Here is a 13,141-nt window from a genome sequence, read left to right as displayed (position 1 = left end):
ACCTGTATTTGCAGTACCTGTATTTACAGGAAAGTTTTCAGTAAACATTTTTTATTGATCATTTATCGTAGCCACATGGAGAGATGCTATGCGTAAGACAATCCTCACAACAGCGATTGGCACTGCCCTACTAGGAAGTTTTGCTATCGGCGCTCATGCGTCAAATGAGCCGCAAGGCATGTACTCTGCCGATGACATCCTTGATGCAGAGGTCTACTTTGCCGGCGGTTCCGGTGAAGAAATTGGTGATGTAGATGACATCTTGTTTGATGAAGAGATGCGTATTAATGCGATCGTGATCGAAAGTGGCTCAGTGCTTGGCCTAGGTGGCCGCGAGATTGTTGTAGGCACTGATTACTTCACTCTCGAAACTGATACGGAAGATGACGGTGACACTGAGCACCGCATTATGGTCGAAGCCAGCCAGGAAGAAGTCGAAGCCTTCCCCGCTTATGACAACGATTGGTGGGAGCAAACCAAAGCCAATGCCCGTGATGCTTGGCAAACAACCCAAGAAGGTGCTGAAAGTGCTTGGCAGCGTACCCGTGAAGCAGTAAATGCTGACGAGTAATGGTTAGAAGCTATCGTTAGATTGACTGAAGAGCGAAGTTTAAAGGGCCGCCTAAATAGGCGGCCCTTTTTGATGCTAATTGTTTGTGGTGGCCTATTTGCGTCGTACGCCCTGCCCCGGCAAACGCTCACGGTCATGAGCACGCTCAAAATCAAGCAGCGGGCCTGCTGGCACAATCCGCGTCGGGTTAATCGTGTCGTGGCTATAATAGTAGTGGCGTTTGATATGATCCATATTGACGGTCTCCGCCACACCGGGCCACTGATAGATTTCTCTCACGTAATTGGAAAGATTGGGATAGTCTTCAATACGCTTAAAATTGCATTTGAAATGGCCGTAATAAACTGCATCGAAACGTATCAACGTGGTAAACAGACGAATATCGGCTTCGGTCAACCATTCACCTGCCAAGTATCGCTTCTCAGCTAAACGCGCCTCCATACGTTCCAAAGCGTCAAAGAGCGCTTTCACGTGTTTTTCGTATACCGCCTGCTCGGTAGCAAAGCCCGATTTATAAACCCCATTATTAATGTGGTCATAAACATCAGCGTTAACGTCATCAATCACGCTGCGTAGGTCTTCCGGGTAAAGATCCAAGTCGTTGCCGGTCAGTTCATCAAACGCATGATTAAACATACGCATCAGATCGGCAGACTCATTATTCACAATGGCACTACGCTGCTTGTCCCATAGCACAGGCACCGTGACGCGGCCGGTATAGTGCGGATCGGTTTTGGTGTAAAGCTGATGATGGAAGTCCACATCGTTAATCGGGTCACCACTAGCGCCTTCACCCTGGTGGTAGGTCCAGCCTTGGTCGAGCATTAGTGGGCTGACATGGGAGGTGCCTATCAGCGGCTCCAACCCTTTCAGTTTGCGCATGATCAGTGTTCGATGCGCCCAAGGGCACGCAAGCGATACATATAAATGGTAGCGATCTTTTTCTGCAGGATAACGGTCGCCATCTGTTTCGGGCTCGGCGCCCACCCAGTCGCGTAGTTGGGCGGATTCACGCACAAACTCGCCGCCGTGCTTTTTTGTGTCATACCACTGGTATTGCCATTTACCATTAACGAGCAGTCCCATTGGGCGTCTCCTGAAAGTCTTTCGGGTGCTTGGCTAGATGCCTTACGCTTTTTTCAGCATACCCCCGCCTCAAGGATGCTCAAGCGGATGTTTTACGCCTTTTCGTTCGAGTGAATCGAATCATGCTGGGCACACTCGCTAATTACTGCCTGTTTTAATGCAGCGGCCATCGCATGAGCCGCAGGCCCTGCCCGGTCTCGGTCGCGGAAAATCAACTGAATCGGCACTTCACGAATACCGCCTGCAGGTAACGGCAATACCTTTAATTGGCCGTTTTTTAACTCCTCACCAATACGTGTTTCTGGCATCCAAGCAAATCCCAATCCACGCCGCAGCATATCAAGCGATGTATTGAGATGAGTAACGGTCCATCGCTGCTCTGCTTTTAACCAGCCCGCGTTGGTTGATTGACGCAGCGCTGAGTCGCGTACAACCAACTGGCGGTGTTGAGCGAGGTCTCGCAGATCCAACGAGCGGCCCAACTGATGCAGGGCATGTTGAGGATGCGCAACCGCCACAAAGCGAACCGTTACCAGCGGCTCGCCCAAAAAACCTTGCGCCTCAATGCCGGAGACCACCAAGTCTGCGCGGCCATCATAGAGCATTTCAATGCCCCCATTGAGCACACTTTCGTGCAACTGAACACGCACCTGAGGATACGTTTCAGAAAAGCGCTCGAGCGCCTTGGCTTGAGCACCCGTTGGAAATACCTGATCAATGGCCACCACTATTTCTGCTTCTAAGCCGGCGGCTAGCCTGGTAGCCACATCTTCAAGCGAGGCTGCGCTTTCGATTAACTGGCGCGCACGACGAAGCAACAGCTCACCCGCTTCAGTTAAGCGTACTTGGCGGCCAATGGGTTCCAGCACCTGAACGCCTAGCTGCTCTTCTAATTTATGCACGGCATGGTTGAGCGTAGAAGGGCTTTTATGTACGGCTTCTGCCGCTCGCGCGAAGCCACCATGGTCAACCACGGCAGCCAACATTTGCCATTGTGAAAGTGTTACCCGGGACATTTCGATTTCCTCAACGCAATACAGCGGAACAATGCGCTTATTATTCGAAAAAACATGACTAGAATGCCAGGAAACAGTCATCAATGCCGCCTATGTGTATAAAAAGCCTGTTACTCCTCTATAAGTAATGGGTATTGAAAAGTTTGAACACTCGGATGCTATATAAATATTAGACACTTGCTATATTTATGCTTTAGAAAAATCAGTTTTCGTCTATGATTGGTACAGAGTATGTAGTTAGCCTGCTTTTTCAGTTACATTTGTTAGCAAACGGTGTTTATAAATAGTAATCTTTGTCTATTGTTGCCATAATTCTTTTTAATTAAATTTTATGTATAGACATACAGTCTATTCACCCTTGCCCTCATGGGGTATGGTTCCTGGGTTTATGCGCTTAACTGTTGCTTTTAATCACGAACTCGGCGGTCCATTTACCCATGTTGCGAATCCTTTATTCGCTGCCCCGCACGCACAAATTATTACTGTTACCTGTGGCCACTATGGTCACTGTGCTGGGCACACAGAAGTTACTGACGACATACCAAGATCTAAATCAATCACACACACCGCTTGAAAGCGTGCTGGTTCCGCTTCCTAGCGATTCTGCTCCGGGGGTTCCTTCCCTGCGTCAAGAACGCACGCCGGTAGCAGATGCGATCGATCGCGCTTCACGCGCCCTCGACGCCACCCGCGACAATATTCCTCTCAGCGAATTAACCGCCACCGAGATCGTTGATCTCGATATGAACGTTATCTCCAGTGCACAAGCAGATATGGCCGGACAAGCCGCCTTGGGCGACGAAGTAACGGTACTTAATGCCGCAGCCCTGGATGCGCCTGCTCTTGATATCGCAACGCTAAGTAGCGCAGGGCTTGATGACGGCGCATTGCATATGGCGATTGTGCTGGGCACCCTCTCCAGCGGTATGCTGGATGCAGACGACGCTTCATCAGTTGAAATTGCCGATGCCACTTCTTATGAGGATTACGGTGTTGAGCTATTTGGTGACATCTCATTTCTGGATTTAGAACTGGCAGCTGAAGAGCCGTTTGTTCCTGAGTGGGAAACGCATATCGTCGAATCTGGCGAAACGTTCGCTTTGCTGGCACAAAATGAATTAGGCCTTGGGTACAGCGAAGTGTTGGCCCTGCTTGAGGATTTGCCCGACCAACGCATGCTAACCAACTGGCGCGCCGGACACAGCTTTGATTACCAGCTAGACGAAGATGGGCGTTTACTTTCCTTACGCATGATGAAAAATACCCGTGACGGTATTTTATTGGAGCGTGATGCAAACCACTTCGCTATCACCACTATTGAGCGGCAAGGTGAACCTGTTCAACGCCTTTATGCCGGTAGCGTCAGCGGTAGTTTTGCACGCTCCGCCCAGGCAACAGGCCTGAACAGCGGCTCGGTAACGGAACTAACAAAGCTGCTCGAAAAGAAACTCGATTTTCGGCGTGACAGCCGCCGCGGTGATCGCTTCCAGGTTCTAGTCGAGTCAGACATGATCGATGGGGAAACGCTTGATTCTCGCGTACTCGCGGTGCAATACGACGGCGAACGCATGGACTTAACCGTAGTGCGCAATGCCAACGACGATAACTTCTATACGCCTGGGGGCGGAAGTTTGGATCCCGCCTTTGCCCGCCACCCGTTTGAAGGCAGCTATCGGTTAAGCTCGGGCTTCAATCCACGCCGGAAACACCCGGTGACTGGCCGCATTAGCCCCCATAACGGAACCGACTTTGCTATGCCCATTGGCACGCCGGTAACGGCTCCCGCCAATGGTGTTGTTGAGCGCGTCAGCAACCATCACGCCGCAGGACGCTATATTGTCGTCCGTCATGACAATGGCTACAGGACGCGCTACCTGCACCTCTCCCGGCCGTTGGTGAAGCAAGGTGAACGCGTGACCATGGGCGAGCGTATTGCACTGTCTGGCAACACAGGCCGTAGCACCGGCCCACACCTGCACTATGAAGTCATCGTTAACAACTCACCGGTGAATGCGATGACCGTCCCCCTACCCGAGAACACCAGTTTGAGCGGCGACACGCTTATTGCGTTTCAGAACCAAGCAGCGCCAATATTAGCCACACTGGAAAGCGGCGAAACAGGGCCGGTTAGCGTGGCTAATTATCAGCAGGAAAGCGACGACTAGCGACCGCTTCATAGCCACCGGATACTCAAATGCAAAACACCGCCACTAGGCGGTGTTTTGCATTGACTTACGCTATTTTTCACCTATCTAAACTGGCCGCTGCAGCGCGGCCAGTAGCGCTGCATCACGGCGGTAGATATCAGGCCTAAACTCCACTTCACCTTCCGCATTCGGCCATGCGGTTAAATAATGCAGTGCAATGGGTATACGCTGGGATAAGCTCACATTACGATCACTCCCCCCATTTAACAGCGAACTCATTTGGTAACGACTGCCGGTATCTTGCAGCAGCATTTGCGCCAGCTCAGCCACACCCTCTACCCGCACACAGCCTGAACTGAGTGCGCGCTGGTTACGCTGAAATAGCCCTCGGGCGGGGGTGTCGTGCAAATAGATCATGTCATTGTTAGGAAACCGTATCACGACACGACCAAGCGGGTTACCCGAGCCTGCCACTTGGCGCAGCATCACGCCGCCAGGGCGCTGCCAATCGATCTCTTCTGCCACCATCGGCTCGCCGGAAGGACTAATCACTCGAATATTTTGGCGCGCCAAGTAATTGATATCCGCCCGCACGCGAGGCAGTACATCCTCACGCATGATTGTCGGCGGGATGGTCCAGGATGGATTAATCGTTAAATGGCTGATAGTAGAGTGGATGATCGGCGTTTCACGACGCGGCGAGCCGACGACCACTCGGGCATCCCAGTGCTCGCCGTTAGGGCGTACATAGTGCATTCGGTAACCGGCTATATCGACCCACACTCGCGGCTCGGCAGACTGCATCGGGCGGATCCACCGCGCGCGTTCTAAATTGACCCGCAGTTGGTCGATTCGCGCCGACACCGGCGTATTTAACGCCAGCCGGGTCTGTTCACCCACCACACCATCTTCCTGTAGTAAATGGCGGCGCTGAAAACGCTTCACAGCGGATTCAAGTGGCGCATCAAACACGCGCTGATTAGACGCTGCTTGCACATCAATTAGCGGATAAGCCCTGCTATCAGCCACCATCAAATCCGTTTCACCCCAGAGTGCCAAACGCTGGCGCAGCACAATAACATCGTCGGCTTCATCCCCCGGCCGAAGTGACTCCTCCCTGGCGGCTAAGTAGGGTGCGCTGCCCAGGTTTGCCAACTGGTAATGTTGCTTTAGGGTGTCACGCAATTGCTGATATTCACCTGACGAAGGCCTGGCCAGCGCGGTGGCATTATCCAGCGCACGATCTTCAACGGCATGTACAACACGTAGCAGCGAGTAGTCGCTTTCTGGTCGCGGCGCGTCCCACTGTGGCTCTACGTCTCGCGGATTCACCTTACCGCGCTCTAAATGATCGAGCGCCAGCAACAGCGAGTGAGTGGCTTTGATATCAAACGAGGCCTGTGCGGCATCATCACCCGACTGACTACGCTGAAACTCACCAAGCAACGTATCAGCGTTATAATCTGTCGGCACCAAGCCATCGTTTTCCAAACTGTTTAGCGCCTCGACCAGTGACTCAACTGCAGCCGCTGCCTGCCACACGGGCTGACCATCACTTAGTTGATAAAACTCAGTAATAGGAAGTTGTCGCGCGTCTGCGGAGCTTAATTGTTGAGCTATCGCCTGCTGCAATGAATCTGAGGCTGAATCCGCATATACAGGGCTGATGCCTAAAGGGCCGTAGGTAAGCGTTAGACACAGAGCGCTCCCTATCGCCCATCGTCTTAGTGGCTGTCTCTCGTTCATCACCCTCTCCTTGCGTTACTATAATCTTCCACATCGCCGACTCTGTTTTTTTATATTAGTCGGCTAATTTTCATAATGACTGATATTGCAGGTAGGATCGACTTTTATGGCTCTTCGTTTAAATGTTGCCACGTTATTATTTTCTCTACCTTTTACATTATTTACATTACCGCTACACGCCGCCAGTTTCTTTGCCCAAGTTGAATCTACACCACCACGCGGCGTACTGCCTTTACATCACCAGTTATTGCAACTCGCCCCCCAGGCAACGCCCGAGGCATTGCGTTTGGCCGCTCAGGCACTCAATTGTGCCGATCCCACTGCCGAGCGCCTTGCAGTCATTGACTACTCGCTGCCGTCTACCGAACCACGCCTATGGGTATTTGATTTACGTCAGCATGAATTGCTCTTTGAGGAGCTGGTTTCTCATGGACAAGGGTCTGGCGATGCCCAGGCCGAGACATTTTCCAACACGCCTGATAGCCACCAATCCAGCATTGGCCTATTTCGTACCATGAATAGCTATTACGGCCGCAACGGCTATTCGCTGCGTCTGGAAGGCCTTGAACCTAACGTCAACGACCTAGCATTCGAGCGCGCCATTGTGATCCACGGTGCTGACTATGTGAGCGATGCGTTCATTACCCAAACGGGGAGATTAGGCCGTAGCCATGGTTGCCCCGCAGTACGTGAAGACGTTACTTACCCACTGATTGATAGCCTGAAAGAAGACCAATATGTATTTGCTTATTATCCTGATGCCGAGTGGCTTGCCACCTCAGCGTTTCTAGGCTGCACAGCCGCCGCTCAACTTGCCCGTCGCTGATGCTATCCAAACGCTTAGCTATTCCGACGTTGAGCTATTCCGACGTTGAGCTATTCTATCTTTTAGCTATCCTGGCTTTTAGCTACCCAGTCTTTTAGCTATCTAGCCTCTTCGCTCTTCAGACTCTTAATAAAGAGGACGTTAAAAATCTCATTCTCGCAGGCCATGGGCAGCTGAATTTCATCATTTAAAGCAGCTAAACCAAGCGTATGGGGGAACCCTCTGCAATAATTTGTGACAAATCAACACAAAATATTGCTACCTGCCATAGGTGTCTCTGCCATGTTCACCTTTATGCATCCTTTTCAAAAAATTCGCCGCCTGGAACAGGAGGTCGCCGACTTACGCACTCAGCTCGACGCCGCCACCCTCTCGCCCAGCAGTCGTCTGTTAAGCCTAATGAAACCGTCGCAATCCATCGGCATGCTGCAAGCGAGAGGGGCGGATATGCTAGCCTCGCTCAATAACGGCCTTCAAGAGTATGCCGACCAGCTTGCCGGGGAACGCGCCACCCTAACGGAGACGTTTAGCCTGATTGCCGCTGCCGAGCATGCCATCGACACCCTTGATCAGCGTTGTCACGATCCTGAATATGCCGAAGCGCTCCCCGCCTCGCCGTTAGTATTAGCTAAAACCCTACACGCCCTGAGCCAACTGCAAGTAGCGCTTGCTCGCAATGCGGGTCACGCGCAAGCATTAGCGGTTAGCACAGCACTCGAAACGGCCCATCGCCAAGGTCTTGGGAGTGCTGGTTCCGCTAGCCAGCAGTCACCGGGAATAGCCGCCATTGCAGACGACGTTCATCGCTTAGCGCTTAATATGCAGCAACTAAGCCATCAGCTCAGCCTGCTAATGGAGCAAGTCAATAGCCAGGTAAGAACGCACTCGCAAGCAGTGGTGAAAAAACGCCAAGCCGACGAAGACACGGCCCAAAAGGCACAGACAGCTAAGCACGCATTGCATCGGTTAACGGATCAAACTCAGCATATGCACAAGGTGATACATCACAGTGCTACCGCTGCGTTTTTACACTCTGCCAAGCTTGACCATGCAGTATGGAAATGTCGCCTCTATAAGCAGTTATTATCTGCCAACACCGACACACTACTAGAAGATCATCATCAATGCCGCCTAGGGCGCTGGCAACAGCAAGGTGAGGGCTACCAACGCTATGCCCGCACGGAGGCTTATCGAGCATTAACAGCACCGCACAGACGCATGCATGAAAGTGGTGCTGAAGCGCTGAAGTTTGCCCGTCTAGGCGACCGCAATGGTCAATTAGCTGCTTTAGGCGTCATGGAAGAAGCCAGCCAACAGTTAGCCCTACAGCTGGACAATCTTATGGAACACGCCATATTTGAGGCGCCCTACTCAACCAGTCATCACTCACCGTTAGCAGGGGCCCCCTGAACATAACGCGCATTCCATTGCTGAAACATAACTCTCACTGAGCCAGCACCTTGAGTACCCCGAGCTTTCTGCTAAATAGCCCTTCATCTTCTTTAGTTGCCTATGCCATGCTGATTTCACTGCAACAACTCTTCTCACCAGTCGCAATGGAAAAAGCATATGGCACAGGTCAAAAAGCTAGACCTCGCATTACAAGGTGGTGGCGCTCACGGGGCGTATACCTGGGGCGTGATTGATCGCCTATTAGCGGATGAACGCATTGAAATTGAAGGGATCAGCGGTACCAGCGCCGGGGCGATGAACGGTGTCGTCATGGCCGATGCATTAACACGCGGTGATAAAGAGACGGCTCGCCAGGCGCTGTACGACTTTTGGAAAGCCGTCAGTCGAGCGGGTATGACAAGCCCAATCCGTCGTACGCCCCTGGATATATTGACCGGCAATTGGAGCCTGGATCACTCACCCGGTTTTATTGCTATGGATCTGTTAAGCCGCGTGGCCTCGCCCTATCAGCTCAATCCGCTCAACATTAACCCGTTACGCGATATCGTGGCTGAGCATATTGATTTTGAACGGGTCCGAAAATGCGAACAGCTAAAGCTGTTTGTAGCGGCTACCAACGTGCGCACAGGAAAGCAGCGCGTGTTTCGCCGAGAAGAGATGAGTGTGGACGCCGTGATGGCCTCCGCCTGCTTGCCGTTTATCTTCCAAGCCGTAGAGATCGACGGCGAAGCGTATTGGGATGGCGGCTATATGGGCAATCCGGCACTGTTCCCACTCATGGAAGAGTGCAGCGCACGGGATATTCTGCTGATTCAAATCAACCCCATTAGCCGCAATGATGTACCCACCTCTGCGTCAGCTATTATGAACCGTCTCAACGAGATCACGTTTAATTCAGCACTGATTAAAGAGATTCGCATGATCGCGCTGCTTAAAAATGCGCTTGATGAGCAGGGAATTGAAAATTGCTACCAGCAGGCGCTTTTTCACCGTATCAGCGGTGAGCTGGCGCTTGAAGGACTCTCTGTGTCGAGTAAATCCAATTCCGAGTGGCCTTTTCTATGCCATCTTTTTGAACAGGGCCAGGACGCCGCCGAACGCTGGCTAGGTGAACATTTCGATGCCATTGGCGAATACTCTACGCTCGATGTAGACGCTGTCTATTTACATGAATAGCGGCCTACATGAATAACGGGCTAAGCGAAGAGCGCCGATATTTACCCGCGCGACCGAGGCCCTTTTAAGCACCAAGATGCCGCAAAAAAAGAACTGCATGCCCACTCATGCAGCATATTCAATTTACTCATGTGCTAAAAAAACAACCAAAACAAATTAAGATCATGATTTTTAACAACAAATATTCAACTGGCAAACTACCTGCATATTTTCAGCAGTGGTGGTAGGCGTGGACCAGGCCCAACTGGGTACGAGTGCGTCGAGCCTGACCTTCAATGGAGAAGGCATGTTCTCGTCAATTGCTGGCGCTAAACGCTAATTTTCGCGTTTAGCGTAGTGATCAACTCGTTTTATGCCCCGTGAGGCCATCCCATGGACATACGCAACAAAGCCAACCGCATTCGGCTGCTTAACTTTTCGACCCCTCAAATGCGCGCTTTCCACTTTTCATGGTTTGCGTTTCATATCTGCTTCTTCGGCTGGTTTGGCATCGCCCCTCTTATGGCGATTGTTCGTGAAGACCTTTCACTGACCCAAACACAAATCGGCAATACTATTATTGCGTCGGTGGCGATCACCGTCATTGTGCGCCTAGCCATCGGCGTACTGTGTGACCGTATTGGGCCGCGCAAAACCTATACCGGGTTACTGATGTTAGGTGCTATTCCGGTGATGGGCATTGGCTTAGCCGATAGTTTTGAAACCTTTCTATTAGCGCGCTTAGCCATTGGGGCCATTGGGGCCTCCTTCGTTATTACCCAATACCACACCTCAATGATGTTCGCCCCCAATGTGGTTGGCACTGCCAATGCTACCAGTGCGGGCTGGGGTAATTTAGGCGGCGGTACCACACAAATTCTGATGCCGCTGATTTTCTCAGGCATGCTGATGCTGGGCGTCAACGAAGCCTTTGGTTGGCGCTTAGCGATGATGGTACCCGGCGTTGTGATGTTCTTTACCGGGATCGGTTATTGGTTCTTTACTCAAGATGCACCCAACGGTAATTTCAGTGACCTGCGCGCAACTGGCGAGCTGCCTGAAGCAACCGGTGAAAACGGCGCAAAACATAGCTTTCTAGCCGCCGCCAAAGATATTCGAGTATGGGCGCTGTTTGTTGTGTACGGCCTATGCTTTGGCGTAGAGCTTACGATTAATAATATTGCCGCTATCTACTTTTTTGATAAATTTGACCTCACCTTAGCTACGGCGGGCCTGATTGCTGGCTTATTCGGTCTGATGAATATTTTTGCCCGTACACTGGGTGGTGTCTTTTCTGATTTATTCGCCAAGCAAGGCGGCCTAAAGGGGCGTGTACGCTGGCTGTTCATTGCCTTGATTTGCGAAGGGATTGCGCTGGTAGCGTTCTCGCAAATGCATGTACTCAGCCTCGCGATTGGTATCATGCTGGTGTTTAGCCTGTTTGTGCAGATGGCCGAAGGCGCCACTTATGGGGTCGTCCCGTTCATCAATAAAAAGGCCCTGGGTGCGGTGGCGGGCATAGTCGGTGCTGGCGGCAACGTGGGGGCAGTCGGCGCTGCCTTTCTGTTCCGCAGCGAAAGCCTGAGCTATCAGCAAGGCTTGTTCTACCTGGGAATAACGGTGCTGGCACTGGCATCCTGTGTTTTGCTGGTACGCTTTAGCGACGCCACCGAAGCTGAAGAGGCCAAAGCCTACCGCGATGCAGTTGGTGACGAAGTTGGCGCAGGCGCTCTCTCGCTACGTTAAGCGCTTTCCAATACACTCAAGAACCCTCCCATACGCCCTTATCCAGCTAGGTAGCGATATGGGAGTGTTTACATTTAGGCGGCGAGCCGTTAAGGAAAATTCTATGTCTTCAGCGCAGCAACTGCTCTTAACCGCCCTCCGTTGCGATATCGACAACCTTACTCACCTTGCCACCACCGCCGATATTGTTGGTGACATTAGCCGCTTTATTCATATGCTCCAACGTGAACGAGGAGCGTCAACGATCTATCTAGCCTCTCAAGGCCAGCGTTTTAAAACCCGCCGCGATACTTACCGCCAACACAGCCAGCAGGCGGAAACCTTAATGCGCCAGCGGCTGGAAGCGCTCAGCCAAGAGGCTCGCCCTCAGGCAGCCGCTCGCTTACTACGCCGGATTGCCGCCGTTTGGTATGCCCTTGATGAGCTTGATGAACTTCGTCTGGCTATCGACACCTTTGCCATCTCGCCTGATGCAGCCACTCAGGCCTTTAATCAACTGACCAGTGGGCTGCTAGCGATTGTATTTGAAGCCGCTGACTCCTCTATCGACCCCGATATCACTCGCCATCTGGTTGCCATTTTTCACTTAATGCAGGGCAAAGAATTAGCTGGCCAAGAGCGAGCCTGTGGCGCATTCGGCTTTACCCATGGCCACTTCGATGAAGCGCACCGCGCTTTATTGAATCAGCTAGTGACTGACCAGCAGCGCTGCTTTGACACTTTTGTAGAGTTTGCTACGCCTGAGGCGCAGCAGTCATGGCAAAAGGAGCTTTCACCTCGCACCCTGGCCGGTATTTGCCATTTACGCGACATCGCCTGCCAGCGTCATTCGGCATCACACACACCACCCAAAGACACATCTGATTCACTGGGTGAAACCTGGTACGAACTGACCACGCTACGTATCGACTCGATGAAAACAGTTGAGGATGCACTGATCACTCAGCTGAGTGTGTTTTGTCACCGCAAAATCGCTCAGGCCGAAGATGGATTGGAAAAAGCCAAAGCAGGGCCCTGTCGTCCTACGCCTGCCCCCTGCGAACACTTACTAACGCTGGCGGGTGCGCAACCATTAGGTGACCTGACAGCCAACGCGCTAACCTCACCGCTAGGGCGCTCGCTGATTGAACTTACCCAGGCACAGGCCAGCCGCTTACAAGGGCTTAGCGATGAGCTTGAAAATACCCGTAAAGCGCTGCGTGAACGCAAACTGATTGAACGTGCGAAGGGGCTTATCATGGCTCATCAAGAGATGAGCGAAGAAGAGGCCTACCGGTTTCTGCGTAAAACCTCTATGGATCAAAGCAAAAGCATGGCGGATATGGCCCAAGCTATTCTGGATCTCTCTGCAATGCTAAAACGCAAAGAAGATGGGCACGCCCGCTAACGTTAAGTAGTAGAGCCGTACCGCAATGGTTAGGTAGGTATGTTTGCA

At 51.9% G+C, this 13,141-nt stretch carries 10 protein-coding genes; 7 read left to right on the top strand and 3 right to left on the bottom strand.

What is annotated here, in order from left to right:
• Positions 1 to 88 precede the first annotated feature (88 nt).
• A complete protein-coding gene (locus HZS80_RS07975; RefSeq protein ID WP_179915729.1) occupies positions 89 to 571 on the top strand; it encodes a PRC-barrel domain-containing protein in 483 nt (160 codons plus the stop codon).
• 93 nt (positions 572 to 664) lie between these two features.
• Here the strand turns inward: HZS80_RS07975 and HZS80_RS07970 are convergent, their stop codons facing one another.
• Positions 665 to 1,657, bottom strand: a complete 993-nt coding sequence (locus HZS80_RS07970; protein WP_179915728.1) for a glutathione S-transferase family protein — start codon at positions 1,655 to 1,657, stop codon at positions 665 to 667.
• Between the two features lie 92 nt (positions 1,658 to 1,749).
• Positions 1,750 to 2,673: a LysR family transcriptional regulator gene (locus tag HZS80_RS07965; RefSeq protein WP_035559260.1), complete on the bottom strand. Its 924-nt coding sequence runs from the start codon at positions 2,671 to 2,673 to the stop codon at positions 1,750 to 1,752.
• Between the two features lie 437 nt (positions 2,674 to 3,110).
• Here HZS80_RS07965 and HZS80_RS07960 point away from each other — a divergent pair, with 437 nt between their 5' ends.
• A complete protein-coding gene (locus tag HZS80_RS07960) occupies positions 3,111 to 4,838 on the top strand; it encodes a peptidoglycan DD-metalloendopeptidase family protein (RefSeq protein ID WP_179915727.1) in 1,728 nt (575 codons plus the stop codon).
• A gap of 87 nt (positions 4,839 to 4,925) precedes the next feature.
• Here HZS80_RS07960 and HZS80_RS07955 read toward each other — a convergent pair whose 3' ends face one another.
• Positions 4,926 to 6,566, bottom strand: coding sequence for a L,D-transpeptidase family protein (locus HZS80_RS07955; protein WP_179915726.1), 1,641 nt, complete (start codon positions 6,564 to 6,566; stop codon positions 4,926 to 4,928).
• Positions 6,567 to 6,672: 106 nt separating this feature from the next.
• Between HZS80_RS07955 and HZS80_RS07950 the strand changes: the two genes are divergently transcribed.
• From HZS80_RS07950 to HZS80_RS07930, 5 genes are all read left to right on the top strand, one after another.
• Positions 6,673 to 7,392: a murein L,D-transpeptidase catalytic domain family protein gene (locus HZS80_RS07950; protein WP_035559253.1), complete on the top strand. Its 720-nt coding sequence runs from the start codon at positions 6,673 to 6,675 to the stop codon at positions 7,390 to 7,392.
• A 282-nt stretch (positions 7,393 to 7,674) separates the two neighbouring features.
• Positions 7,675 to 8,802 carry a CZB domain-containing protein gene (locus tag HZS80_RS07945; RefSeq protein ID WP_179915725.1) on the top strand — a complete coding sequence of 376 codons (1,128 nt, stop codon included), beginning with the start codon at positions 7,675 to 7,677 and terminating at the stop codon, positions 8,800 to 8,802.
• A 159-nt stretch (positions 8,803 to 8,961) separates the two neighbouring features.
• Entirely contained in the window at positions 8,962 to 9,981 is a 1,020-nt protein-coding gene (locus HZS80_RS07940) for a patatin-like phospholipase family protein (protein ID WP_179915724.1), read from the top strand.
• Positions 9,982 to 10,353: 372 nt separating this feature from the next.
• Positions 10,354 to 11,706, top strand: coding sequence for an MFS transporter (locus HZS80_RS07935; protein WP_179915723.1), 1,353 nt, complete (start codon positions 10,354 to 10,356; stop codon positions 11,704 to 11,706).
• A 103-nt stretch (positions 11,707 to 11,809) separates the two neighbouring features.
• Positions 11,810 to 13,093, top strand: coding sequence for a nitrate regulatory protein (locus HZS80_RS07930; protein ID WP_035559245.1), 1,284 nt, complete (start codon positions 11,810 to 11,812; stop codon positions 13,091 to 13,093).
• The last annotated feature ends 48 nt before the right edge of the window (positions 13,094 to 13,141 follow it).

The sequence above is a fragment of the Vreelandella glaciei genome, from assembly GCF_013415125.1.
Taxonomy (GTDB): Bacteria; Pseudomonadota; Gammaproteobacteria; order Pseudomonadales; family Halomonadaceae; genus Vreelandella; species Vreelandella glaciei.
This window is presented reverse-complemented; position numbering and strand designations above follow the sequence as displayed.